Raw genomic sequence first — 25,324 nt, 5'->3', positions numbered from 1 at the left:
TTCCCGTTCCCGTTCCCGGCCCCGGCCCCGGCCCCGATCCCAGCCCCAGCCTCGGCCCTGGACGTGGTCCCGAACTCAGACCCGGGCACGGCCAAAACAAAACGGCCGCCCCGAATGAACGGGACGGCCGTTTGTCAGTCAGACGAATGTCCGATCATTTACATGTGGATTGCGCGCTTGTCCGCGTCCAGTGCGGCTTCCTTGACGACTTCGCCAAGGGCCGGGTGGGCGTGGCAGGTGCGTGCGATGTCTTCGGCAGATGCGCCATATTCCATCGCCAGAACCACTTCGGCAATCAGATCGCCAGCAGCCGGGCCGACAATATGCGCGCCGACGACACGGTGCGTTTTCTTGTCTTCAAGCAGCTTGACGAAACCATCGGTGCTTTCCATTGCCTTCGCACGGCCATTGGCGGTGAAGGGGAATTTACCGACAGAATATTCGGCACCTTCTTCCTTAAGCTGCTCTTCGGTTTTGCCAACAGAAGCAACTTCCGGCCAGGTGTAAACAACACCCGGGACCTTGCCGTAATCGACATGGCCTTCTTCGCCGGCAATCATTTCAGCAAGGGCAACGCCGTCTTCTTCAGCCTTGTGGGCAAGCATCGGACCGGCAATGGTGTCGCCAATCGCAAAGATGCCGCCAACATTGGTCTGGAAATATTCGTCGGTTTTGACACGACCGCGTTCGTCGAGTTCAACACCAACTTTATCCAGGCCAAGGCCGGTGGTGTAAGGACGGCGACCGATGGCAACCAGCACCACGTCAGCTTTGAGTTCCTCTGCATCGCCGCCTTTGGACGGTTCAACAGTCAGGGTCACGCCGGACTTGGTGGTTTTTGCTGCGGTTACCTTGTGGCCGAGTTTGAATTCAAGACCCTGCTTGGCAAAGATGCGCTGGGTCTGTTTGACCAGCTCGCCATCCATGCCCGGCAGAATGCGGTCCAGGAATTCAACAACGGTGACTTCGGCACCCAGACGACGCCAGACGGAACCAAGTTCCAGACCGATGACGCCAGCACCAATGACAACCATCTTCTTCGGCACTTTCGGAAGAGTCAGCGCACCGGTCGAAGAGACGATTTTTTCTTCGTCAATTTCAACACCCGGCAGCGGGGTGACTTCCGAACCCGTCGCGATGACGATGTTCTTGGCATTCAGGGTTTCTTCGCCACCATCAAGAAGGGCAACCTTGACCGAGGTCGGCGAGGTGATCTCGCCGGCACCTTTGACATAGGTAACCTTGTTCTTCTTGAACAGGAACTCGATGCCTTTGACGTTGCTGTCAACGACCTTGTCCTTGCGGGCCATCATCTTTTCAAGATTGACCTTCGGCTTGGAAACTTCGATGCCGTGGGTATCGAAATGTTCCGAAGCTTCTTCGAACAGGTGGGACGAATGCAGCAGTGCCTTGGACGGAATGCAACCGACATTCAGGCAGGTACCGCCAAGTGCACCGCGTTTTTCAACGCAGGCAACCTTAAGGCCGAGCTGTGCGGCGCGGATGGCGCAAACATAACCGCCAGGACCGCCACCGATCACGACAATGTCGTAGTTCTCACTCATGAGTTCTTTGATCCTTTTGTCTGATCAGATGTCGAGCAGGATGCGTTCCGGGTTCTCGATGCATTCCTTGACGCGTACCAGGAACGAAACCGCTTCGCGACCGTCAATGATACGGTGGTCATAGGACAGTGCCAGATACATCATCGGACGAATTTCGACTTTGCCGTCGATTGCGACCGGGCGCATCTGGGTTTTGTGCATGCCGAGAATACCGGACTGCGGTGCGTTCAGGATCGGCGAGGACAGAAGCGACCCGAAGACACCACCGTTGGAGATGGTGAAGGAACCGCCGGTCATTTCATCCATGCCAAGCTTGCCGTCACGGGCACGTTTGCCGAAATCGACAATGGTGCTTTCGAGTTCGGCAAAGGTTTTTTCTTCGGCCGAACGGATAACCGGAACAACAAGACCCTGCGGGGTACCAACGGCAACGCCAATATCGCAGTAGTTTTTGTAGATGAAGCTGTTGCCGTCGATTTCGGCGTTAACAGCCGGCCATTCTTTCAGGGCCGTGGTGCAGGCCTTGATGAAGAAGGACATGAAGCCAAGCTTCACACCGTGCTTCTTCTCGAAGCCGTCTTTGTACTGGTTACGGCAAGCCAGAAGGTTGGTCATGTCCACTTCGTTGTAAGTGGTCAGCATGGCCGCGGTGTTCTGGGCTTCTTTCAGGCGGCGCGCGATGGTCTGGCGCAGCTTGGACATTTTGACGCGCTCTTCACCGTCACGCAGTTCACGTTCCGGCTTCGGCGCTGCCGGGGCCGCAGCAACCGGTGCAGCCGCACGCGGTGCCGGTGCGCCACCAGCAAGATAGTTCATGACGTCGCCTTTGGTCAGACGGCCATCTTTGCCGGTTGCCGGGATGGCGGCCGGGTCAAGATTGTTGTCTTCGACCAGTTTGCGAACTGCCGGCGGCAGCGGATGGTCGGTGTTGGCTGCGGTGGCAGCGGCCGGCGCAGCAGCAGGAGCCGGTTTGGCTTCTTCTTTCTTGGCCGGAGCTTCTTCCGCCTTGGCTTCTGCTTTTTCTTCTGCCGGAGCAGCAGCAGCGCCTTCGGCACCTTCGTTGATCATGGCGATCAGGGCGCCAACTTCGACTTCGTCGCCTTCACCAACAACCAGTTCAGCAATCGCGCCGGCAACCGGTGCGTTGACTTCAACGGTCACTTTGTCGGTTTCAAGTTCGACAATCGGTTCATCGGCAGCAACAGCTTCACCGACTTTTTTGTACCATTTTGCCACCGTGGCTTCAGATACAGACTCGCCCAGCGCGGGAACTTTAACTTCAGTCGCCATTTTTTCCTCGACCGTTTTTTCAATCAGGCAGTGTGGGTCTGCCATGATGCGAATGAATTCTAAATGAACGTATTGAACGGGCGATTGCTCGCCCGTTCGGTAAAGTTATTTTACGCTTAGTGCCGCATCGACCAGTTCGGCCTGTTCACGCAGGTGGGCCTTCAGAAGACCCGTTGCCGGCGAAGCCGAAGCTGCGCGACCAACGTAAACCGGACGACCCGCCTTGTGCGAAATGCTCGACAGGGTGGCTTCGATACGACGATCGACGAAGAACCAGGAACCCATGTTCTCGGATTCTTCCTGACACCATACGACATCAGCATTCGGGTATTTCGCAAGTTCCGTTGCCAGTTCTTTTTCCGGCCACGGATAAAGCTGTTCGACACGAACCAGGGCAACATCTTCGATGCCGCGGTTTTCGCGCTCGGCGAGAAGATCGTAATAGACCTTGCCCGACGACAGAACGACGCGTTTGACCTTTTTGGCATCTACCAGCTTGCCGGTTTCCTCGATCACAGGCTTGAATGTCGTTCCCGGACCGAATTCGGACAGGTTCGACACGCACTGCTTGTGACGCAGAAGCGACTTCGGCGTCATCAGGATCAGCGGCTTACGGAACGAGCGACGGATCTGACGGCGCAGGATGTGGTAATAGTTTGCCGGTGTCGTACAGTTCGCCACCTGCATGTTGTTTTCACCACAAAGCTGCAGGTAACGTTCCAGACGGGCCGAACTATGTTCCGGACCCTGGCCTTCGTAACCGTGCGGCAGAAGCATCACCAGACCCGACATACGCAGCCATTTGGCTTCGCCCGAGCTGATGAACTGGTCAATGATGACCTGTGCACCGTTGGCAAAATCACCGAACTGGGCTTCCCAAAGAACCAGCGAGTGCGGCTCGGCAAGGGAAATACCATATTCAAAGCCCAGAACACCGGCTTCGGACAGCGGCGAGTTGAGAACCTCAAGCTCGGCCTGACCGGTGCGGATGTTGTTGAGCGGAGTGTATTTGGCCTCAGTGGTCTGGTCGACCAGTTTGGCATGACGCTGCGAGAAGGTACCACGCTGGCAATCCTGACCCGAAAGACGGACCGGGGTGCCTTCGCACATCAGCGTACCGAACGCCAGTGCTTCGGCGGTTGCCCAGTCAATACCTTCGCCGGTTTCGAACATCTTCGCCTTGGCCTTCAACTGACGAAGGATTTTGCGGTTGATGTCGAAATCTTCCGGTGCGGTCGAAAGCGCACGGCCAACTTCCTGAAGAAGATCTTCGTCGACGCCGGTCTTGCCGATCCAGTCGGCATCTTCGCCATGCGAGGATGCAAGTCCGGACCATTTGCCTTCAAGCCAGTCAGCCTTGTTCGGACGGTATGCTTCGGACGCCTTGAACTCTTCATCAAGATAATCCTGGAACGACTTGTCCAGTTCCTTGACGCGTTCTTCGGTCAGAAGACCTTCCTTGATCAGCTGCTGTGCATAGATGTCCTTGGTGGTCGGGTGTTTGCCGATCACGTCATACATCTTCGGCTGGGTGAAGGCCGGCTCGTCGCTTTCATTGTGGCCAAAGCGGCGATAGCAGAACATGTCGATAACGACGTCCTGTTTGAATTCCTGACGGAATTCGGTCGCGATGCGGGCCGCATGAACCACTGCTTCGGGATCGTCACCATTGACGTGCAGGATCGGTGCCTGAACGACTTTGGCAATGTCCGAGCAATAGGGCGAAGAACGGGAATCGGTCGGCTTGGTCGTGAAACCGATCTGGTTGTTCACAACAAAGTGGATGGTACCACCGGTACGATACCCTTTGAGGTGCGACAGATCGAAGGTTTCCGCAACAAGACCCTGACCGGCAAAGGCCGCATCACCATGCAGGAGGATACCCATGACCTGCTCGCGATTGGTGTCTTTGCGCTGGGACTGTTTTGCACGGACCTTACCAAGGACAACAGTGTTCACCGCTTCAAGGTGCGACGGGTTCGCCGTCAGCGAAAGGTGAACAACATTGCCATCAAATTCACGGTCGGCGGACGTACCAAGGTGATATTTAACGTCACCCGAGCCCATCACGTCGTCCGGCTTGGACGGGTTGCCCATGAATTCCGAGAAGATCGCGCGGAACGGCTTGGCCATGACATTGGCAAGAACGTTCAGACGACCACGGTGCGGCATACCGAACACGACCTCGCGGATGCCAAGCTGGCTGCCACGTTTAAGGATCTGTTCAAGTGCCGGGATCAGGGCTTCGCCACCGTCAACGCCGAAACGCTTGGTGCCGACATATTTGGTATGCAGATAATTTTCAAAGCCTTCGGCTTCTACCAGGCGCTCAAGGATGGCTTCCTTGCCGCGTGCAGTAAACTGCGTCTGGTTGCCGATGCTTTCGATCCGCTGCTGAATCCATGACTTCTGTTCAGGTTCCTGAATGTGCATGAATTCGATACCGATCGACCCGCAATAGGTTTTGCGCGCCAGAGAAACGATCTGGCGAATGGTCGCGGTTTCAAGACCCAGAACGTTCGCGATGAAAATCGGACGGTCCATGTCGGCTTCGGTGAAGCCATAGGTCTTGGGATCAAGTTCCGGGTGCGGTTCACGCGGGGCAAGGCCCAGCGGATCCAGATTTGCTTCCAGATGGCCGCGCACACGGAAGGATCGGATCAGCATCAGTGCGCGAATGGAATCATTGGCCGCAGCGCGGATGGCATCAGAATTGACCTGTGCCGCTCCCGGTGCTGCGAGGGCTGCCGGTGCATAGGCCACCTGGGCCTGACGTTCGGCATGTCCCTGTGAGACGTCGTATCCCTCCATGCCGCCAACAACCTTGGTTTCCCGCGGCTGCCAGCTCGGCCCACGCATTTCTGCGAGGAGTTCGGAGGCGTCGTCCTGCAACCCGTCAAAAAACTCAGCCCAGCTCTGGTCAACCGCAGACGGGTTCTCCAGATACCGGGCATAGATTTGAGCGATGTAGGTTGCGTTCGACTCGTTAAGAATCGTGTCGAGATCTTGAGGTTTCATTTGTGGTCGGAAGGCATGGTCCCCAAGACAGGACCACGCCCCCCCTTGCCTTTCCTCTGACTACCCAGATTAGCCCTTCAAAGCCTTCAGCATGGTCGAGCCGAGGCTTGCCGGGGAATCGGCAACAAGAACGCCAGCGCTGCGCATGGCTTCCATTTTCGCATCGGCAGTACCTTTGCCACCCGAGATGATCGCACCGGCATGGCCCATGCGTTTACCCGGAGGTGCGGTAACACCGGCGATGAAGCCAGCAACCGGTTTCTTGACTTTGGAAGCCTGCAGGAATTCACATGCTTCTTCTTCAGCCGAACCACCGATTTCACCGATCATGATGATGCCTTCGGTTTCCGGATCCTTCAGGAACAGGTCGAGGCAGTCGATGAAGTTGGTGCCGTTGACCGGGTCACCACCGATACCGATACAGGTCGACTGACCCAGGCCTGCGGCCGTGGTCTGTGCAACTGCTTCGTAGGTGAGCGTACCGGAACGCGAAACGATACCGATTTTGCCGCGGCGGTGAATGTGACCCGGCATGATGCCGATTTTGCATTCGTCCGGGGTAATGATACCCGGGCAGTTCGGGCCGATCAGGCGGGTCGAAGAACCTTCGAGCGCGCGCTTGACGCGAACCATGTCAGCAACCGGAATACCTTCGGTGATGCAGACAGCCAGTTCGATTTTTGCATCGATGGCTTCAAGAATTGCATCTGCTGCGAAGGGCGGCGGAACATAGATTACAGAAGCATTTGCTTCGGTAACGTGTTTCGCTTCGGCAACGGTGTTGAAGACCGGCAGGTCAAGGTGCTTGGTGCCGCCTTTACCCGGGGTAACACCGCCAACCATTTTGGTGCCATATGCAAGAGCCTGCTCGCTGTGGAAAGTACCCTGCGAACCAGTGAAACCCTGGCAGATAACTTTGGTGTTTTTATCGACGAGAACAGCCATAGTTACGCGGCCTCCTTCACAGCTTTGACCACCTTCTCGGCGGCATCGGCAAGGTTGTCAGCCGAAACAATCGGCAGACCCGATTCTTCGAGGATCTTCTTGCCAAGTTCGACATTCGTACCTTCAAGGCGAACAACCAGCGGAACGTTCAGGCTGACTTCGCGGGCAGCTGCCACAACGCCGTCTGCAATCACGTCACAACGCATGATGCCACCAAAGATGTTGACCAGGATGCCTTCGACATTCGGGTCAGACAGGATCAGTTTGAAGGCCGTGGTAACGCGTTCTTTGGTCGCGCCGCCACCAACGTCAAGGAAGTTTGCCGGTGCGCCACCATAAAGCTTGATGATGTCCATGGTTGCCATGGCTAGGCCTGCGCCGTTAACCATGCAGCCGATGGTGCCATCGAGCTTGATGTAGTTGAGGCTGTGTTTGGCAGCTTCAAGTTCAGCCGGGTTTTCTTCGTCTTCGTCGCGCAGGTTTTCGATGTCCGGATGACGGAACAGCGCGTTGTCGTCGAAGTTCATTTTGCAATCGAGCGCGATGATGTCGCCTTCGCCGGTCACGACCAGCGGGTTGATTTCAACCATGGCTGCATCGGTGTCGAGGAAGCACTGGTACATTGCCGACATGAATTTGACAGCTTTGGAAACCTGCTTGCCTTCGAGGCCAAGTGCGAATGCCAGTTTACGGCCATGGAAGCCCGAGAAGCCGGCAGCCGGATCGATGTCAACGGTGACGATCTTTTCCGGGGTTGCTTCGGCAACTTCTTCGATGTCCATGCCGCCTTCGGTCGAAGCCATGAAGATCACGCGCGAGCAAGCGCGGTCGACGAGAACCGAAAGATACAGTTCGCGTGCGATATCGCAGCCTTCTTCGATGTAAACGCGTTTGACTTCTTTGCCTTCCGGACCGGTCTGGTGGGTCACCAGGGTCGAACCGAGCATCTGTTCAGCGTTTGCGCCAACTTCTTCGACGCTTTTGACAACGCGAACGCCGCCTTTATCGCCTGCTTTGGCTTCCTTGAAGGTGCCTTTACCGCGGCCACCTGCATGGATCTGGGATTTCACCACGTAAACCGGACCAGCCTGGGACTGGGCAGCTTCGATGGCTTCCTGAGCGGTATATGCAACTTTGCCATTCGGCACGGTCACACCGTATTTGCGAAGAATTTCTTTCGCCTGGTACTCATGAATATTCATGTTCGGTCGCTTTCTTGCCTTCCGTACGATTTCCTGTGGGTCAGAAATCGGGATTTCAATGTCCCCGTATATGCGGGAGGGACTTTGTTTGCGAGGCCCGCGATCATTGAAGTTTTAAAAACACCAATGATTGAAAAACGGGCCGGTCAACGACCAGCCCGCTTCGCGTTCTTAGAGCATGCCCTTAGCAGCATCGACGAGGCCGCGAACTGCGTTCACGGAGTTGTCGAAGTTTGCTTTTTCGGACTCGTCAAGATTGATCTCGACGATGCGCTCAACACCGCCAGCACCCAGAACAACCGGGACGCCGACGTAAATACCATCAACGCCGTATTCGCCGCTCAGATAAGCAGCAACCGGCATGACGCGTTTCTGGTCTTTCAGGTAGCTTTCAGCCATCGCAACTGCCGAAGCAGCCGGGGCATAGAAAGCAGAACCGGTTTTGAGCAGGGCAACGATCTCCGCACCGCCATCACGGGTGCGCTGTACGATCTCGTCGATTTTCTCCTGAGTGGTCCAACCCATTTTGATCAGGTCGGGAACCGGGATACCGGCAACGGTCGAATAACGGATGGACGGGACCATGGTGTCGCCGTGGCCGCCAAGAACGAATGCGGTAACGTCTTTGACCGATACGTTGAATTCTTCTGCGAGGAAGTAACGGAAACGTGCCGAATCCAGAACGCCTGCCATGCCGACAACTTTCTTCGGATCGAAGCCGGTTGCCTGCTGCATCACCCAGACCATCGCATCAAGCGGGTTGGTGATGACGATGACGAATGCATTCGGAGCATGTTCTTTGATGCCCTGACCGACCTGGGTCATGACTTTGGTGTTAATGCCGATGAGATCATCACGGCTCATGCCCGGTTTGCGAGCTACACCTGCGGTGACGATAACAACATCAGCGCCTGCGATGTCTTTATAGTCACTGGTACCCTTGAGGTCGGCATCAAACATGTCGACGGGGGAGGATTCAGCAATGTCAAGCGACTTGCCCTGTGGCATTCCATCAACGATGTCGAAAAGGACGACGTCGCCAAGCTCTTTCAGGCCGACGAGGTGAGCAAGCGTGCCACCAATATTGCCAGCACCGACGAGCGCGATCTTGTTGCGGGCCATTCCGTTACCTTCTTCCCTATTACGCTTCCTGGGGGTCGAAACTCAACTTGGGAGCGCGATTGAAAATTTAAACCTGCGAACGCGAAATAATCGTTCGTAAACATCGAGTGTCGTAAACTGAATCGTCTCGATTTACAAGGGGAAACCCCGCTGTTTTTACGAGGAAAACCGCCGGTTCGGGGTTTGTTGCAACTATGGTCTAAACGCTTAAAAACCGTTCATGTTGCGGTTGCGAAGGCGCATGAATGCGCAGCAAAACCAAAGCCTGTTTACGATTGCGGGCTGCCTAAAGGAAAGGCAGTCTGCGCGTTTGCTGCCAATTCGGGCGTGCGATCCCGATTGCACCGCCCCAGCATTGCACGAAACGGCCATCAGCCATGCGACGGGCACGTACACGAAAAAACGCTAATACGATGAAATTTGCGCGATTGTGCGTTTGTGACATGCCTCACGCAAGAATCACCCGGCGATACGCGCCCATATGGCGAATTATTGCAACCGTTTTAAACTCTGATGGGTGGAGTCGTTTTTTGACCCATCCCGGCGGCGCGATCCGTGATCATTTGCGTGGTCGCCATGGGCCAGAAATCAGGTCAAATGCGCCATGTCGAGATATTCCTGGCTGCGCATTTCGGTCATGCGCGACACCGTGCGCTGGAACTCGAACGAATAATCGCCGTCGGTGTAGATCTCGGTCGGGTCGCATTCAATTGCGCAGATCAGTTTGGTTTTGTGTTCATACATTGCATCGATCAATGTCCCGAACCGTTTGGCCCAGTCCCGGCGGGAATCCGGCAGTTTGGGAATAAAATCAATGACGATGGTATGAAAATGCGTGGCAAGGGCGATGTAATCCCCCGGGCCAAGCGGACGTGTGCACAGCTCGTCAAAGCTGAATTTGGCAATACCGGCCCCCGCGGCCGAGATTTCAATCTTGCGGCCCTTGATGGTCAAACTGTCGGGGGCAACGCGTGCCCCCTGTGTCAGGGTTTCAAAGATTTCATCAATCTTGCCAACGGCTTCTTCACGCTGGCACGGATACAGAAATACGTCTGCTGCGGTCAGATTGCGCATCCGGTAATCGGTGGGGCTGGCCAGTTCAAGCACATCAAGCTTCTGCTTGATCATATCGATGAAAGGCAGAAAGTTCTGACGTTGGAGGCCGTCCTTGTAAAGGTCATCCGGGACGCGGTTCGAGGTGGTCACAATCACCACGCCATGGTCAAACAGCTGTTCGAACAGCCGACCAAGGATCATCGCATCGGTAATATCGGTGACCTGCATTTCATCAAAGCACAGCAACCAGGCCCCATCGGCCAGGTCCTTGGCGATGGGCGGGATCGGGTCGGCGTCATCTTTTTTCTTGGTCTGGCGGAACCGGTGCATGCGTTCATGCACGTCCTGCATGAAGTCGTGGAAATGCACGCGGCGCTTTTTTTCAATGTCGATGGTTTCATAGAACAGGTCCATCAACATGGATTTGCCACGCCCGACTTCGCCATAGATATAAAGCCCGGATGGCGGGGTGGGTTCTTCGCGGCGCCGGGTCAATCCAAACCGTTCACGCCAGCCGCCCGACCCGGTCGAGGGTTCGTAATGGGACAGCGCATTTTTCAGGCTTTGGAGTTTTTCCGCGCACAGCTCCTGCATCGGATCGTGGGACAGCTCGCCAGATGTGATTTTCGCGCGATAACGGGAAAGCGGGCCGTCGGTCATCAACAAGTCTCGGATGCAGTGAAAGAAATCAGCTCAATGTGCAATGTCATAGCGCCAAGACGCATTGCAATGCAACAAGGCGCTTGATGCGATTGCGCATTCTGCCCTTGGCAGGCGTGGCCAGTGATGCCCGCCCGTCAGATCAGGCGCATTTTTTTGAAAAGCCAGATTTCAAAGGCGGTAATGGCCGTCAAAATCACCGCAACCGTGACAAAGCCGTAAGGGTTGTCCGCCGCCGGAATACCCCCGACATTGATGCCAAGAAGCCCGGTGACAAAACTGATCGGCAGGAACAGACCGGCAATTACGGTCAGCCAGTACATGGTGCGGTTCATCTGTTCGGTTTCGATCGCCATCAGGTTCTCGTTCACGATCTGGATGCGTTCACGAAGCGAATCAAATTCTTCGATCAGGCGGATCGTCTTGTCGGTCAGGGCCCGCCCGCGCCGCTTGAAACGCTTGTCCGACCAAGCCGGTTTCTGTTCGACATAATTTGAAAGCGCGTCTCGCTGCGGGGCCAGATGGCGGCGCAGCCGCGAGACGGAATTGCGGATATCCGACCCGCGCCGACGCAGGGCAAGGGTCTTGCCCTCTGCAACGGTTTCCTGGTCTTCCTCGATGGTTTCGACATCTGCCTCGATGCCGCGCACGACATTTTCAAGCCGGTGAATCAGTCTTTCAGCCACGGTCAAAACGAAATCATCGATGCTGCGCGGTGCGCTGTTTTGCGCAATTGCCGAACGGATATCGTCAAATGCCTTAAGCGACTGATTGCGAAGGGTAATGACCATGTTTGAGGTGACCCAGAAACGCACCGAAATCATATCGGCCGGGTCATTTTCGGCATTCAGGTTGACCCCGCGCAGGTTCAGTGAATAACCCGGATCATAGAAGAACACCCCAGGACGGGTGCCGCGTGTTGCAAGGGTATCGGCAATCGTCGGGTCAATACCGGCAATATTGATCAGCCAGTTGCGTACCCCTTCGCCCATCCAGTCAAGATGAACCCAGACATAGGATGTCTCGCTTGGCGCTGGCAGCCCGTCTTGCAGGGTGCTCCATTCGATCGGTTTTGCCGACCCGTCCTGGTTGATCTGAAAGGCGTTGATCAGGGCCGATTTGTGCATTGGGGGCTCCTTGGCTGTTTTGCCGAAAATCATGCGGGCAATCAGCAGATGGCGATTTCATCAATCATGGGAACGAAACGTTTGATGATTCGTTACATTCTTCAGTGTAACTTGTTTGCAAATCGGGCAAAACGGTCAAATACCGGTCTTTGGGCATCAATATGGATCATCAGGCATGATTTCTCTTCGTCACGTATTCGCAGGTCTTGCAATCTGTTTGTTGGCGATGACAGCGACGCACCCTGTGGCGGCGCAAGGCGACGACAAGGCTCAGGAAGCCGTTCAGAAAATCGAACTCGAAAACGCCCAGAACCGCATTTCCGAATGGGATGATGCGCTTGGCGATCTGGAAAAGACGATCGCCCGTGACGAAGTCACCAACCGGTTTATTTCCGATGGCCGTGACAAGATCGAAACCATCCAGCTTGGTGTGAATACCCTTCATGACCGGGCAGACGAGCGGCTGAAACGCTTTAAAGCCGCCCTTGGCAAGCTTGGAGAACCCCCGGCAGAAGGCCAGGAAGAAGTCCCCGCCGTCGCACGCGAACGTGAACGGATTGGGCAAGATATCGCGCGCGTTACCGGGGTGATCAAGCAGCTTGAACTTGTCGATTTCCGTGCGACCGAACTTTCCGATCAGCTTGCCGCACTGGCCCGCGAACGTTTCACGCGCCGCATTCTGGGGCGGGTTGATGTGCCGCTTGATCCCGGTGTCTGGTTGACCGCGTGGGGTGAAATTGTGCGTCTGCCCAGCATGGTGCAGGCACGCTATGCCAATCTGGAACTCGAAGGTCAGGCGGCCGACGAGCTTGCCGAAATTGCGCCTGGGCTTGTTCTGTTATCCTTTATCGTGATTTCGGCCCTGATTGGCGGGGAAGTCCTTGTTCTGCGCTATATGCCGGCGCGCTGGAAAGCGGTGCCGTCCGAAGATCGGGTTGCCCTGATATCGGGGACACGGTTCCTGTTTACTGCAATGGTGCCCGGGATCGCGTTGCTGGTGGCATACGGTATTCTTGATTCCCGCGAGGACCTTTTGAACGGGGCGATGGGCGATTTCATCCATCAATGCTTTGCTGCGGCTCTGTTTTTGCTTTTTGTCGGTGCGGCCATTCGCAGCGTTCATTCCCCATTTTCACCGACCCTGCGCCGGGCCGGGACCACGCCGCGCGGTGCCCGGATTGTCGGGGTTTCGTCGCTGGTGGTGGCATTGATTTTTGCCTGGGACATGGTGCTGTTGCAGGGCGCGACAACCCTTGGCACGTCGCTTGATATTGCGCTTGTCCAAAGCATTTCCAATGTTCTGATCATTTCGGTCCTGCTGTTTGTGTCGTCGCTTGGCGTCTTCTGGGTGCATGACGAAAAGGACCGGCATGAATTCTGGCCCAAACTTGAACGGCGCAGTCGCCGGGGTCTTAAGGCCGTCGCCATTCTGATGCCGGTTCTGATGGCGCTGGGCTATGTGGCGCTGGCGCGCTTCATTCTGGAAAACCTGATGATGGGTTTGGCATTCCTGACCTGTTACTGGTTGCTGCGCGGCTATAGCCGGGCATTGATGCACACCTATCTGGTGCGGCCCGAACCGGCCGAAGACAGCAAAACCACCGATGCGGTGCATGGCACCCTTTATTTCTGGTTGCGTGTTCTGATTGATGTGGTGATGGTGACGATTGCCGTGCCGGTCGCGGTGATGATCTTTACCGATATTGCCTGGGTTGACCTGATCCTTGCAGTCCAGCAGGCCTTTGTCGGCATTCAGGTCGGGGGAATTCATTTCTCCCTGAAGTCGATCCTGCTTGCGGCCCTGATGTTTGTCATTGTTCTGGGCGCGATGCGGTTCTTCCAGCGAATGCTCAGCACGCGGGTTCTGCCCAACACCAAGCTTGATCAGGGGCTGCAACATTCTGTTTCGGCGATCTTCGGTTATGCGGGGATCTGTCTTGCGGTGCTGCTGGCTATTTCGGCGGCGGGGATGGATCTTTCGAACCTTGCGATCATTGCCGGTGCGATTTCGGTCGGTATCGGTTTTGGCATGCAAAGTATCGTCAACAACTTCGTGTCGGGTCTGATCCTTCTGGTCGAACGACCGATCAAGGTCGGGGACTGGATCGTGGTTGGTGCCGATCAGGGTTTTGTCAAAGACATCCGGGTACGCGCCACCGAAATTGAAACCTTTGACCGGTCATCGGTTGTCATTCCGAACTCCGAACTGATTTCCAACCGGGTCCTGAACTGGACGCTTAAGGAACGGTCGGGCCGTGGCATTATCAAGATCGGCGTTTCATACGGGGCCGATGTCGACAAGGTGCGTGAAATCCTGCTTGAGATGGCCGACAAACGCCGCGAAATCCTGAGCTATCCGGCGCCACAGGTCGTGTTCATGGATTTTGGTGCCAGCTCGCTTGATTTTGAGCTGCGCTATTTCCTGCGTGATATCGGCGATGTCATGGCGGTTGCAAGTTCGATCCGGTTTGAACTTGTGCAGCGGTTCCGTGACGAAGGCATCGAAATTCCGTTCCCGCAGCGTGACCTTAATCTGCGTGATATCGACAAGCTGACCGAGGCAATCCGCGATGCCGGTCGCGGTCAGACCCGACCGCGCCCCGAAACCCCGCAGGTCGAGGACAAGCAGGCCCCGCAATCGGATGATGTTGACGAACATGGTGCCGACCAGCAGGCAACACCGCCATCGGCCGCCAAGGATATTTCACGCGATCAGGACGCGTCGAGCCGCGGTATCCCGGATGCCGGTGGCGATCCCGATGCAGATGCCCCGCGCTAGGAACTGCCCGGAACGAAAGTACAAACCTGTCAGATGTCAAAAAGTGCTGCCGTGATCTTTTGGCCCATCGGGGCCATCAGGTCGCGGTCGCGCTGGGTCAGCCAGCGCAGCTCGGCGATCTCGCGGGCTGGGGCAAGCATGCCGCGATAGTCGGCCGTAAAACAGGTCATGCGCACAATCGCCCCGTCGGGCTGATTGTGGCCATGCCCGGCAAAGGTGCCGATTTCCCGGATGCTGTCATCAATCAGGGTGACGCCAAGTTCCTCGATGACTTCGCGAATGATGGCATCGCGGGCGGTTTCGCCCGGATCGATTTTCCCGCCCGGAAGATAAAAACGGTCGCGGCCAAGACTGCGCACCGAAAGCACTTTCTCCCCGTCACGCAAAATCCAGTTTGCGGTCCGGATAATCCTTTGTGGTGATTTTTGTGTGTCCGGGTGGGGCATGGTGCGATTACAGGATGGCAACATCCAGCCCGATATCAACCGCCGGGGCCGATTGAGTAATGCGCCCGACCGATACGTAATCAACACCGGTGGCGGCAATCGCCCCGATGGTTTTAAGGTTCACGCCACCCGATGCTTCGGTCTTGCAGCGGCCACCAACAATCGCGACAGCTTCGCGCAGCATATCGGGTCCCATATTATCAAGCAGGATGATATCGGCACCGGCATTGGCGGCCTCGGCCACCTGATCAAGGGTATCGCATTCAACCTCGATCTTGGGCAGGTTGGCCGCACGAGCAGCTTCGACGCATTTGGTGATCGATCCGACAACACCGATATGGTTGTCCTTGATCATCACCCCGTCATAAAGACCCATACGGTGGTTCTGCGCCCCCCCCATGCGGGTGGCATATTTTTCCAGCTTGCGCCAACCGGGCAATGTTTTGCGGGTATCTAAAAGCTTCGCCGTTGTTTCACCCATGGCGGCCACATAGGTGCGCGTGGTGGTGGCGATGCCCGAAAGATGCTGAAGCGTATTCAGGGCGGTACGTTCCGCGGTCAGAATACCGCGCGCATTGCCCTCAACCACGGCCAGAACGTCCTTTGCCTTGATCGCATCGCCATCTTCGCAATGCTTTTCGATTTTGGCATCGGGAACCAGTTTGCGGAAACAGTCCAGCGCGATATCAAGCCCGGCAACCACGATATCCTCGCGGGTTTCAAGGGCAACACGCAGGCGCGCATCAGCGGGCACAACGTTGTCAGATGTGATGTCGCCGGTTCCGATGTCTTCGGCAAAGGCGCGGTCGATGAATTCCGAAATTTCAGCCTGGGTCAGGACGGTCATGGTGGGTGCCGTATTAAATGCGATGGGAAAGGCAAACAGCCCCGCAAGATTTGCGGGGCTGTAGGGTGATCTGGCTTAGGCCGCGTCGTCTTTTTTGACCGGAATGTGCTTTGACATTTCAAGCATGCGTTCAAGCGGTTTGACCGCTGCTACACGCAGGTCTTCGGGCATGACGATCTGCGGGCCGTTATTGACAAGACACAGATAAAGCTTCTCGAGCGTATTGAGCTCCATGAACGGGCAATTGTTGCACGCACATGATCCGTCGGCACCCGGTACAGGAATGAATTCCTTGTGCGGGGCTGCCTTTTCCATCTGGTGGATGATGTGGGGTTCGGTCGCGATCAGATATTTCTGGTCCGGACCGTTGATCACATATTCCAGAATGGCCCGGGTCGACCCGATGTGATCGGCATGTTTGAGAATACCGTCATGGCATTCCGGGTGGGCAGCGATCTTGGCATCCGGGTTCTGGGTCTTAAGGCGGATCAGTTCGCGTTCGGAAAACTGTTCATGCACGATGCACGACCCGTTCCAAAGCGTCATGTCACGACCGGTTTTCTTGGCAAGGTAAGAACCAAGATGGCGGTCAGGTGCCCACAGGATCGGTTTATCAAGCGGGATTTGATCGATGATCTCGGCCGCATTGGACGAGGTCACGATAATATCGGACGCGGCCTTCACCTCTGCGGAGCAGTTGATATAGGTGATGGATACGTGATCAGGATGTTGTTCGCGGAATTTGCGGAACGGTTCGGGCTGGCACGAATCTTCGAGCGAGCAACCCGCTTTCGAATCCGGCAACAGAACGGTTTTGTTCGGGCTGAGGATTTTGGCAACCTCGGCCATGAAACGCACACCGCAGAAAACGATAACATCGGCATCGGTTTCGGCAGCCTTGCGCGACAGGTCCAGACTATCGCCGACAAAGTCGGCAAGGTCCTGAATTTCCCCATCCTGATAGTAATGGGCCAGAATGATCGCGTTCTTTTCCTTTTTCAGGCGCTGAATCTCAGCTTCCAGATCAAGGGTCGGATCAATCTGCATTTCCGACATTGCGTCAGCAGATGCTTCGGCAATGGTGATCATTTCATTCATGGCGTTGTCTCATCTCGCCTGTTTGCAAGCCGGAGATAAGTCGCGGGGCCCGGCATTGCAAGTTAATGACAGTTTGAGAACTGAATATCGCCATTAAGCCGGGATGGCAAGGAAATGGGGCAGCTATTCACCCGGTCATGCACCAGACGCAGGACATAAAATTCCGCCCACCACCTCAATGGCGGGCTGGTTTGGTGCGCAATCGGGTCAATCACCGATCTTCCTTAAACGGAAAACCCGTAATATTCCCACTCTGCCGCTGAAACCTTCAGCGCCATCTGTTCGTACTCGGCCTGTTTGATTTTGGTAAACGCCGTGTGGAAGCGTTCGCCAAGCGTGCGCTTGTTGAACTCGGATGCGCCGAACCGGTCAATTGCTTCAAGCCAGTGACGCGGCAGGTCGTTGGGGGCTTTGGCCTGACCGATTTCGTCTTCGCATGGTTTGCCCGGATCAATCTTGTTTTCGATCCCGTCAAGGGCGGCACCAAGGGTGACGGCTGCCACCAGATACGGGTTGGCGTCCACACCGGCGATGCGGTGTTCGAAATGCCGGGTTTTGCCCGGTGTGCCCGGTACGCGGAGCGCCACGGTGCGGTTTTCAACGCCCCAGTCATCCGATGCCGGTGAATACATGGCCGAGGCAAATCGGCGCCATGAATTCATGAACGGGGCGAGGAGCAGCATGGTCTCGCCAATGGTTCCGCGAATGCCACCAATGGCATTGAGCATCAGCGGGCTGAGCGATCCGTCCGCCTGATCGGCAAACAGGTTGTTGCCGTCCGGATCGGCCAGCGACAGGTGCAAATGCATGCCTGACCCGGCTTCGTTGCCAAACGGTTTGGGCATGAATACCGCTTCCATGCCGAAACGACGCGCACAGGTGCGGATAAGGCGTTTGGCAATGATGACGTCATCGGCTGCACGCATCAGATCGCGATAGCGAATGGTCATTTCATACTGGCCCGGACCATATTCGGAAATCAGGGTTTCCAGCGTAAGGTCAAGATGCTTTGCGCCTTCATAGACCGCATCAAACAGCGGTGACATTTCGTCAATCTCGTCAACCGACATGGTATTGCGAAGCGACGATCCGCGTTTGGTCATGGCATAGGATGCCGGGTGATAAAGGCCCGATGCATCGGGCGAGCGATCCACCAGATAAAATTCAAGTTCGAACGCCCCCATCGGGCGAAAGCCGAGTTTCCCGGCCCGCTTGACCTGTGCGGAAAACACATTGCGCGGGTCGACATCATGGGGCGTGCCATCTTCTTCATACATGGCAATCAACAATTGCCCGCGACCGGTATGGGGCAGATAGCCAAGCGTGCCCGGCACCGGCCAGCACCGGCAATCACCGCCGCCCCCGGTCTGGACCAGACCGCAATCATCAACATCCTCGCCCGTGACGTCCTGCCCGAAAAGGGAGCTGGGCAAGCCACGACCGGATTTATAAATGCCTTCCAACTCGTGCCGACGGATCATCTTGCCGCGCCCGATACCGTGGAAATCGGTCAGGATAATGTCGATGGCTTCGACATCGGGATATTTGGCCAGGAAATCCTGTGCTTCGGAAAGCTGCGATCCGCTGGGGGAGGAGGCATTACTGGTGGTCACGGTCTGGCATCCTGATGGTGGATTACGGGCGGTGGCCGATTATGGCCAGGTTGTCGGGCGGGCGGATTATTGCCCTTTGAAACGCCGGAAGAAATAGCGGTCCTGCGGCACACCTTCAGGCAGCGGTTCGGCAATGGTGCCGGGTACGTCGATCTTCTGATCGGAGGCGACAATCGCCCCGATCATCAAGGCCGGAGGCAGGGTCTTGCCGATAAAGGCCGCGATTTTGGCATTAAGGGCCTCGTCCCCGGTGCCGACATCGGAATGGACAAGGGCAACCTTGCCTTTGAACTGTTCGACCGCCCTGGGCAGGGTTTCGAAAATATCGCCAAGGAACAGATGATCGTCATCGGGGATGCATTTCGGATGGGCGGCGATCTGACGATCAAATACAAAGATTTCCCGATCCGGCATGATTTCGCGCAAATGGTCGAATGTCCGGCCATTGCCCAGACCGACTTCCAGTACGATGCCGTCCTGATCCTTGATCATTTCTGCGGCGGCATTCAGGCAGTCGCGTTGGGCTTGCAGGCGGCGGATAACGCTGTTCAGACGGGACATAACGGGTGAGGCTCCGGGTTTTGGGAAATCGGGTCGTTATTGTTTGGGCATTTGCGGCCCCGCCCATCATGCCATGGGCGGGGCCGATAAAAAGATCAACCTTCGAACTTGGTCGCGTCAAAGGCCGGGACACGCGCCCGGAAGGCATCAAGCCAGGCCACAAGCGCAGGATAGCTCGCGCGCCATTTGCCCTCAAAGCGCAAATCAAGATAGCCGAGTGCACAGGCAATCGCGACATGCCCGATCGTAAGATCGCCTTCAAGCGATGGCGGGGTCTGGGAAAGTTGATCAAGCGATCGTTTGACCTTGTCTGCCTGATAGGACAGCCAGTCATCATGGCGCTTGTCTTCGGGGCGCATGCGGTTTTCATAAACCTGAAGGATCGCGGCATCGACAATGCCATCGCCAAGCGCCTGAAGCGTTAATGCTTCCCACCGGGCGTCGCTTTCGGTCGGATGCAGGGTGATGCCATCGACCTGCGCATCAAGATATTCGCAAATCACGCGGCTATCAAAAATCTTGCGACCGTCATCCAGAATCAGGATCGGGATTTTGCCCAGCGGGTTCTGCTGGCGCAATGTGTCTTGCGGATCATTGGTGTTGGACATCTCGACGGTCAAACGGTCATAGATGCCAAGAATCTTGGCAACCATTTTGACTTTCCGGCCAAACGGCGACGGGCCACTGGAGCGCAGAATCATGATTTCCCTCCGGTCGAATCAATTGTTTGCGGGCAGTGTAAGGGGGAACTGCAAGCCGGAGGAAACGAAATTTTGCAAAATGCGCGCTAAGGCCAAAGCAGAGCTCAGCTTTGTGCGGACTGATCGGCATGCTGACGGTCGGTCTTGCCATCGCCAAGTCCCGAAAGATGCAGTTCGCGCGCCAGCCTTACCGCCGGGCGTGCCGCGAAAAGGACCGAGCCGATGATAAACAGCCACGTCCCGACATGCATCGTGGCCTTATCAAGAAACAGCACACTGCCGATGATGAACAACACCGCAGCAAGCAGATCGACTGTCGAATAGGCAATCTCATAGGCGCTATAGACCTGGCGGTGCTTCGGGCTGGCGTCAAAACGGCGTGAGCGAAACAGTTTCATGGCGGTCTCCCGTTGGGTGAATGATACAGTGCCAACGCGTGGAAACCCGGATCGTTTCCGCCAAATTTCCGGAATGATGGTTTATCGCCGCCGTGCCCGGGGATGGGTGCCGTTATAGACCGCCATCAACTGTTCGGTATCGACCGCGGTATAGCGCTGGGTGGTCGAAAGCGACGCATGGCCGAGCAAATCCTGAATGGTGCGCAAATCCCCGCCACCGGCCAAAAGATGGGTAGCAAAGGAATGGCGCAACGCATGCGGGGTCGCCGTATCAGGCAGGTTCAAAAGTTCGCGGACCTTGCGCATTTCACGTTGGGCGACCTGTGCGACCAGCCGTTTGCCGCGTGCGCCGACAAAAAGCGGTTCATCACCGTCCGGGGCAAACGGGCAGGCGCGGATATAATCATCGATGGCATCGCGCACAATCTGTAAGACCGGGACAAGGCGCTGTTTATTGCCTTTGCCGGTGATCACCATCGAATCCCCGGTCGGGCGTTGATTGGCATTCAGGTCCAGTGCTTCGGAAATACGTAACCCGCAGCCATAAAGCAGGGTGAATAATGCCAGATTGCGTTTGCCAAGCCATGGCTCATCCTGCCAGGCATCGGCATTTTCAAGCACCGCCATCGCATCATCGGGTGTCAGCGGTTTGGGTGTGGATTGCGGAAGGCGCGGGTTGCGGATGGATTGCACGGCGGCATTTTGCCCGCGCCCTGACCGTTCCAGGAAACGGTAAAAATTGCGCAGCGATGACAGCGCACGCGCCGTTGATGTTTTGGCCATGCCATCCATGCTGCGCCGGGCCAGCCAGCTTCGAAAATCGCGCGGGTTCAGACGCAGCAAATCTTTCAGATCAGGGACCGCACCAAGATGGTCGGTGACAAACCCCAAAAAGGCATAAAGATCGGCCTGATAGTTTTCGGTGGTGTGATCGGATGCGCGTTTTTCATCGCAAAGCCACCCCCGCCAGTCGGCAATGGCTTCGCGCAGGTCGTCGGGCAGTTTAAGGGCGATCAGACCGTTTGGGTCAGCCATCTGCGTACCCCGAACTCGATCACGGATGCCAGGAACATGATCAGATCATTGGCCTGGGCCGGGCTGAAATATCCCGGTTCCTTGACGCCAAAGGCAACGATACCGACCGGATCGCCATAAAACGGCGCAAGGCGGACGATTGCTGCTGACCGGATTTCCTCGGCCCGCGGACCAAAGATCGCCTCATCCCCGGCATCATCCGGCAACAGCCATACATCCTGTTCTTCGCCAAGAACCTGATCAACAGCACCAACAACGAGGCGCCGGACACGGCCGCCACAGCTTGGTACCGGGGCCTCGTCGCATTCTTCAAAGCACAGCGCAATCGCATCAAGATCAAGCAGTTCGGGCACAAGATCCTGAAGGGCTTCGACAAAGGTTTCAAAACCGCGGGCATTGAGCAATGCCAGAACCGCCCGGTGAATGCGGCTTTGGGTTTCAAGATTGGATTTGGAAATATTGATCAGTTCGCTGGTCGCACCGCGCAGCTTTTCGCGTTCATCGCGCAGGCGCGCCACGACATATTGCTGCATGTCGGCAACGCCATTGCCCAGCTCGCGCACCGGCAATTCAAGACTTTCAAGCAAGTCCGGACGCGTCGTAAAGAAATCTGGATTCTCGGCAAGGTAGTTGACGACATCGTCGGCGCGCAAAGCTGTCTTTTCCATCGGTTCCGGCTTGAAAAATTAGAAATAAAAAACCCGGCTGCCACAATGCGGGCAGCCGGGTTAAATGCATGTTAAAAACCGGCGCACCGCGCGGTTTTTATCTGTCGTGCCGGATACGGGACGACTTAAAGGATCGACTGGCCGGTTTTTTCCCAATCTGCCAGGAAGGTCTCAAGACCCTTGTCGGTCAGCGGGTGTTTGGTCAGCTGGCCAAGAACCTGCGGCGGGATGGTGACAACATCCGCACCAAGGCGTGCCGAGTCGACAACGTGCTGCGGGCCACGGGCCGAAGCAACCAGAACCTCGGTCGTCCAGTTCGGGTAGTTGTTGTAAACTTCACAGATGTCAGCAATCAGCTGCATGCCATCAGACGAAATGTCATCAAGACGGCCAACGAACGGCGACACATAGGTCGCGCCGGCTTTGGCAGCCAGGATCGCCTGACCAACCGAGAAGCAAAGGGTAACGTTGGTCTGGATGCCTTCGTCGGTGAAGGTACGGCAAGCTTTGAGGCCATCAGCCGTCAGCGGCAGCTTGACGACGACATTGTCGGCAATTTTCGCCAGTTTGCGGCCTTCGGCAACCATGGTGTCGTAGTCGGTCGCTGCAACTTCTGCGCTGACCGGGCCGTCGACAACGTCACAAATTTCCTTGATCAGTTCGAGAAACGGTCGGCCTGTTTTTGCTACCAGCGACGGGTTGGTGGTGACACCGTCCACGAGGCCGGACATGGCGAGTTCGCGGATTGCGTCGATGTCAGCGGTATCGATGAAAAACTTCATTGGATTTCCTGTTTAGGACCTGTTGTTCAATGATGCGGTTAGCTGCTAGGGTCAGAGCCATCTGATGACGGGACCAAACCCATGGCTGTGGGACCGTTTACGTCTTTGCCTGACGGCCCGGAACCCGCAAATCAGGTTCGGCGCTACAGGCAATCTCACGGGGTTTATAATATATGAGTGCCGCAAAGGCCACATCTGGAAATCTGTTTGCTGATGATCCGGCCTTTCAGGTAACCGCACAGACGATTTCTGTGCTGCCGCCGCTGCCTTTGGCGGGGCCGTATGATTATCTGGTGCCAGAAGGCATTTCTGTGGCACCCGGCGACTTTGTCGAAATTCCGCTGGGGCGCCAAACCCAGCGCGGTGTCGTCTGGGGACCGGCCAAGGGCGATGTCGAGTCGTCCAAACTGCGCGAAATTTACGGGGTTCTCCCGACCGAACCGATGGCCGATGTAACGCGCCGGTTCGTTGACTGGGTGTCGGCCTATACCATGGCCCCGCAAGGGGCGGTTTTGCGCATGGCAATGAGCGTGCCTGACGCCCTTGAAGCCCCCAAACCGATTTTCAGATTTACGCTCAATGCGGATTTTGATGCGGCGTCGCTGCGTATGACACCGCCGCGCAAACGCGTTCTGGCGTTTCTTGCCGATCATCCCCCCATGGAGCAGGGCGATATCCTGCGCGAAACCGGGGCCGGGGCCAGTGTGGTCAAGGGGCTGGTCGAAGCTGGTGCCGTACAACGCTTGATGGTGACCCCGCCTTCGCCGTTTGAACTGCCGGATCTTGAAATCCCGCGGCCCGATCTTTCGGACGAACAGACAGCGGCGGCAGATGCCCTGTGTGCACAGGTCGAACGTGGCGGGTTTTCCTGTACCCTTCTTGATGGCATCACCGGATCAGGCAAGACCGAGGTTTATTTTGAACCGATCCGTGCCGCCCTTGCCCAAGGCAAGCAGGTGGTGGTCCTGTTGCCCGAAATCGCCCTTTCGGCTCAGTGGTTGCAACGTTTTCGCGACCGGTTCGGTGTGAACCCGGCCCTTTGGCATTCGGAAGTCGGGCAGGCGCGTCGTCGTGATACCTGGCGGGCGGTGGCAGACGGATCGGCAAAACTTGTGGTCGGGGCCAGATCGGCCTTGTTCCTTCCCTATCACGATCTTGGTCTGATTGTGGTTGATGAGGAACATGAACATGCCTTCAAGCAGGAAGACGGCGTGATTTATCACGCGCGCGACATGGCTGTGGCACGGGCCCATCTTGGCAATATTCCGGTGGTGCTGGCATCGGCGACCCCGTCGCTTGAAACTTTGGCCAATGTCGAAGCCGGCCGCTATCAGCGCGTCGAGCTCGGCAGCCGTCACGGGGCGGCGGTTTTGCCCAGTGTCGAAATCATCGATATCCGTTCGGACAAACCCGAACGCAATCGCTGGATTACGCCGACGCTGAAAAAGCGGCTGGTCGAAACCTTTGCCAGCGGGGAACAGGCGATGTTGTTCCTGAACAGGCGCGGTTATGCGCCGCTGACGCTGTGCCGGGCCTGCGGGCATCGGTTCCAGTGCCCGAACTGTACGGCATGGCTGGTTGAACATCGTGCCTGGGGAAAGCTGCAATGCCATCATTGCGGTTATCAGGCCAAGGCTCCGGATACCTGCCCGGAATGTGGGGCCGAGGGCAAATTGGCCCCATGCGGTCCGGGGGTGGAACGCCTGTTTGAAGAAGCGGTCGAAACCTTTCCCGATATCCGGGTCGAGGTCGCGACATCCGATAACATCATGGGGCCAAAGGCCGCCGCCGAACTGGTCAAACGGGTTCATAACCATGAAGTCGATCTTTTGATCGGGACCCAGATCCTTGCCAAAGGGTATCACTTTCCGATGCTGACCCTGGTCGGGGTTGTCGATGCCGATCTTGGTCTGGCGGGCGGGGATTTGCGCGCGGCTGAGCGCAGTTATCAATTGCTGACCCAGGTCGCCGGGCGTGCCGGGCGTGGTGATCGACCGGGCACGGTCATTTTGCAAACAGCCGATCCGGCCAACCGGGTGATCAAGGCGATTGCTGCTGGTGATCGCGATGCCTTTAACGAGGTCGAGCTGTCCCAGCGCATGACTCATGGCATGCCCCCGCATGGGCGACTTGCCGCCCTTATCATCAGCGGCAAAAAGGAAAACGAAGTCGACGAAGCCGCTTGGCGGATCGGCCGGGCAGCGCCGCGTGGGGATGGCCTGATGATTTTGGGGCCGGCACCAGCACCGCTATCGCTGTTGCGCGGGCGCTATCGCCGTCGTTTCCTGATCCGTGCGGATAAAGGGGTGAAGATGCAGGCGCTTATTCATGACTGGCTATCAAAGGTCAAAACACCGGGCAGTGTCCGCGTGCAGGTCGATATTGACCCGTATAGCTTCATGTAAAAATGA

At 56.5% G+C, this 25,324-nt stretch carries 20 protein-coding genes; 2 read left to right on the top strand and 18 right to left on the bottom strand.

What is annotated here, in order from left to right:
* Window positions 1-158: 158 nt before the first annotated feature.
* From lpdA to WA429_RS09250, 8 genes are all read right to left on the bottom strand, one after another.
* Window positions 159-1,565, bottom strand: a complete 1,407-nt coding sequence (lpdA, locus tag WA429_RS09285; RefSeq protein ID WP_068519922.1) for a dihydrolipoyl dehydrogenase — start codon at window positions 1,563-1,565, stop codon at window positions 159-161.
* Window positions 1,566-1,589: 24 nt separating this feature from the next.
* Window positions 1,590-2,855 (bottom strand): 2-oxoglutarate dehydrogenase complex dihydrolipoyllysine-residue succinyltransferase, encoded by a 1,266-nt coding sequence (odhB, locus tag WA429_RS09280; protein ID WP_068520028.1) that lies wholly within the window; start codon window positions 2,853-2,855, stop codon window positions 1,590-1,592.
* Window positions 2,856-2,960: 105 nt separating this feature from the next.
* On the bottom strand, window positions 2,961-5,873 hold the full coding sequence (locus WA429_RS09275; protein ID WP_068519921.1) for a 2-oxoglutarate dehydrogenase E1 component: 2,913 nt from the start codon (window positions 5,871-5,873) through the stop codon (window positions 2,961-2,963).
* Window positions 5,874-5,942: 69 nt separating this feature from the next.
* On the bottom strand, window positions 5,943-6,818 hold the full coding sequence (sucD, locus tag WA429_RS09270) for a succinate--CoA ligase subunit alpha (protein WP_068519920.1): 876 nt from the start codon (window positions 6,816-6,818) through the stop codon (window positions 5,943-5,945).
* 2 nt (window positions 6,819-6,820) lie between these two features.
* Complete coding sequence (gene sucC / locus WA429_RS09265) at window positions 6,821-8,050, bottom strand: ADP-forming succinate--CoA ligase subunit beta (protein WP_228196313.1); 1,230 nt, start codon at window positions 8,048-8,050, stop codon at window positions 6,821-6,823.
* Window positions 8,051-8,191: 141 nt separating this feature from the next.
* On the bottom strand, window positions 8,192-9,142 hold the full coding sequence (gene mdh, locus WA429_RS09260) for a malate dehydrogenase (protein WP_068519918.1): 951 nt from the start codon (window positions 9,140-9,142) through the stop codon (window positions 8,192-8,194).
* A 588-nt stretch (window positions 9,143-9,730) separates the two neighbouring features.
* Complete coding sequence (gene zapE / locus WA429_RS09255; RefSeq protein ID WP_287465266.1) at window positions 9,731-10,858, bottom strand: cell division protein ZapE; 1,128 nt, start codon at window positions 10,856-10,858, stop codon at window positions 9,731-9,733.
* 137 nt (window positions 10,859-10,995) lie between these two features.
* Window positions 10,996-11,985: a CorA family divalent cation transporter gene (locus WA429_RS09250; RefSeq protein WP_068520026.1), complete on the bottom strand. Its 990-nt coding sequence runs from the start codon at window positions 11,983-11,985 to the stop codon at window positions 10,996-10,998.
* Window positions 11,986-12,160: 175 nt separating this feature from the next.
* On the opposite strand from WA429_RS09250, the gene WA429_RS09245 reads away from it, so the two are divergent.
* Window positions 12,161-14,764 (top strand): mechanosensitive ion channel family protein, encoded by a 2,604-nt coding sequence (locus WA429_RS09245; RefSeq protein ID WP_287465268.1) that lies wholly within the window; start codon window positions 12,161-12,163, stop codon window positions 14,762-14,764.
* Between the two features lie 29 nt (window positions 14,765-14,793).
* On the opposite strand, the gene WA429_RS09240 is transcribed toward WA429_RS09245, so the two are convergent.
* From WA429_RS09240 to fsa, 10 genes are all read right to left on the bottom strand, one after another.
* Entirely contained in the window at window positions 14,794-15,210 is a 417-nt protein-coding gene (locus WA429_RS09240; protein ID WP_287465269.1) for an NUDIX hydrolase, read from the bottom strand.
* A 7-nt stretch (window positions 15,211-15,217) separates the two neighbouring features.
* Window positions 15,218-16,057 (bottom strand): carboxylating nicotinate-nucleotide diphosphorylase, encoded by an 840-nt coding sequence (gene nadC / locus WA429_RS09235; RefSeq protein WP_068519915.1) that lies wholly within the window; start codon window positions 16,055-16,057, stop codon window positions 15,218-15,220.
* A gap of 75 nt (window positions 16,058-16,132) precedes the next feature.
* Complete coding sequence (gene nadA, locus WA429_RS09230; protein ID WP_101247289.1) at window positions 16,133-17,155, bottom strand: quinolinate synthase NadA; 1,023 nt, start codon at window positions 17,153-17,155, stop codon at window positions 16,133-16,135.
* A gap of 224 nt (window positions 17,156-17,379) precedes the next feature.
* Entirely contained in the window at window positions 17,380-18,768 is a 1,389-nt protein-coding gene (locus tag WA429_RS09225; protein ID WP_287465271.1) for a glutamine synthetase family protein, read from the bottom strand.
* A gap of 66 nt (window positions 18,769-18,834) precedes the next feature.
* Window positions 18,835-19,329, bottom strand: a complete 495-nt coding sequence (locus WA429_RS09220) for a class I SAM-dependent methyltransferase (protein WP_287465272.1) — start codon at window positions 19,327-19,329, stop codon at window positions 18,835-18,837.
* A gap of 95 nt (window positions 19,330-19,424) precedes the next feature.
* On the bottom strand, window positions 19,425-20,030 hold the full coding sequence (locus tag WA429_RS09215; RefSeq protein ID WP_287465273.1) for a glutathione S-transferase family protein: 606 nt from the start codon (window positions 20,028-20,030) through the stop codon (window positions 19,425-19,427).
* Window positions 20,031-20,134: 104 nt separating this feature from the next.
* Window positions 20,135-20,428 (bottom strand): YrhK family protein, encoded by a 294-nt coding sequence (locus tag WA429_RS09210; RefSeq protein ID WP_206928281.1) that lies wholly within the window; start codon window positions 20,426-20,428, stop codon window positions 20,135-20,137.
* A gap of 81 nt (window positions 20,429-20,509) precedes the next feature.
* A complete protein-coding gene (locus WA429_RS09205) occupies window positions 20,510-21,463 on the bottom strand; it encodes a tyrosine recombinase XerC (protein WP_250280564.1) in 954 nt (317 codons plus the stop codon).
* Window positions 21,442-22,131 carry a DUF484 family protein gene (locus WA429_RS09200; RefSeq protein ID WP_068519908.1) on the bottom strand — a complete coding sequence of 230 codons (690 nt, stop codon included), beginning with the start codon at window positions 22,129-22,131 and terminating at the stop codon, window positions 21,442-21,444. The genes WA429_RS09205 and WA429_RS09200 overlap by 22 nt, the downstream gene beginning before the upstream one ends.
* Window positions 22,132-22,256: 125 nt before the next feature.
* Entirely contained in the window at window positions 22,257-22,913 is a 657-nt protein-coding gene (gene fsa / locus WA429_RS09195; protein ID WP_068519907.1) for a fructose-6-phosphate aldolase, read from the bottom strand.
* 173 nt (window positions 22,914-23,086) lie between these two features.
* Here fsa and WA429_RS09190 point away from each other — a divergent pair, with 173 nt between their 5' ends.
* Window positions 23,087-25,318: a primosomal protein N' gene (locus tag WA429_RS09190; protein ID WP_287465275.1), complete on the top strand. Its 2,232-nt coding sequence runs from the start codon at window positions 23,087-23,089 to the stop codon at window positions 25,316-25,318.
* Window positions 25,319-25,324: the final 6 nt, after the last annotated feature.

The organism is Thalassospira sp. CH_XMU1420-2 (assembly GCF_037029325.1).
Classification (GTDB): Bacteria; Pseudomonadota; Alphaproteobacteria; order Rhodospirillales; family Thalassospiraceae; genus Thalassospira; species Thalassospira povalilytica.
The sequence above is the reverse complement of the archived record's forward strand: the minus strand, read 5'-3'. Positions and strand labels throughout refer to the sequence as shown.

Bases quoted from the DNA above. Each gene is read 5' to 3' on its own strand.
- WA429_RS09190 (WP_287465275.1), top strand. From the start codon at position 23,087: ATGAGTGCCGCAAAGGCCACATCTGGAAATCTGTTTGCTGATGATCCG.
- WA429_RS09210 (WP_206928281.1), bottom strand. From the start codon at position 20,428: ATGAAACTGTTTCGCTCACGCCGTTTTGACGCCAGCCCGAAGCACCGC.
- WA429_RS09205 (WP_250280564.1), bottom strand. From the start codon at position 21,463: ATGGCTGACCCAAACGGTCTGATCGCCCTTAAACTGCCCGACGACCTG.
- WA429_RS09275 (WP_068519921.1), bottom strand. From the start codon at position 5,873: ATGAAACCTCAAGATCTCGACACGATTCTTAACGAGTCGAACGCAACC.
- nadC (WP_068519915.1), bottom strand. From the start codon at position 16,057: ATGACCGTCCTGACCCAGGCTGAAATTTCGGAATTCATCGACCGCGCC.
- odhB (WP_068520028.1), bottom strand. From the start codon at position 2,855: ATGGCGACTGAAGTTAAAGTTCCCGCGCTGGGCGAGTCTGTATCTGAA.
- WA429_RS09245 (WP_287465268.1), top strand. From the start codon at position 12,161: ATGATTTCTCTTCGTCACGTATTCGCAGGTCTTGCAATCTGTTTGTTG.
- WA429_RS09215 (WP_287465273.1), bottom strand. From the start codon at position 20,030: ATGATTCTGCGCTCCAGTGGCCCGTCGCCGTTTGGCCGGAAAGTCAAA.
- lpdA (WP_068519922.1), bottom strand. From the start codon at position 1,565: ATGAGTGAGAACTACGACATTGTCGTGATCGGTGGCGGTCCTGGCGGT.
- zapE (WP_287465266.1), bottom strand. From the start codon at position 10,858: ATGACCGACGGCCCGCTTTCCCGTTATCGCGCGAAAATCACATCTGGC.
- WA429_RS09220 (WP_287465272.1), bottom strand. From the start codon at position 19,329: ATGTCCCGTCTGAACAGCGTTATCCGCCGCCTGCAAGCCCAACGCGAC.
- WA429_RS09250 (WP_068520026.1), bottom strand. From the start codon at position 11,985: ATGCACAAATCGGCCCTGATCAACGCCTTTCAGATCAACCAGGACGGG.
- WA429_RS09200 (WP_068519908.1), bottom strand. From the start codon at position 22,131: ATGGAAAAGACAGCTTTGCGCGCCGACGATGTCGTCAACTACCTTGCC.
- WA429_RS09240 (WP_287465269.1), bottom strand. From the start codon at position 15,210: ATGCCCCACCCGGACACACAAAAATCACCACAAAGGATTATCCGGACC.
- mdh (WP_068519918.1), bottom strand. From the start codon at position 9,142: ATGGCCCGCAACAAGATCGCGCTCGTCGGTGCTGGCAATATTGGTGGC.
- sucD (WP_068519920.1), bottom strand. From the start codon at position 6,818: ATGGCTGTTCTCGTCGATAAAAACACCAAAGTTATCTGCCAGGGTTTC.
- fsa (WP_068519907.1), bottom strand. From the start codon at position 22,913: ATGAAGTTTTTCATCGATACCGCTGACATCGACGCAATCCGCGAACTC.
- nadA (WP_101247289.1), bottom strand. From the start codon at position 17,155: ATGAATGAAATGATCACCATTGCCGAAGCATCTGCTGACGCAATGTCG.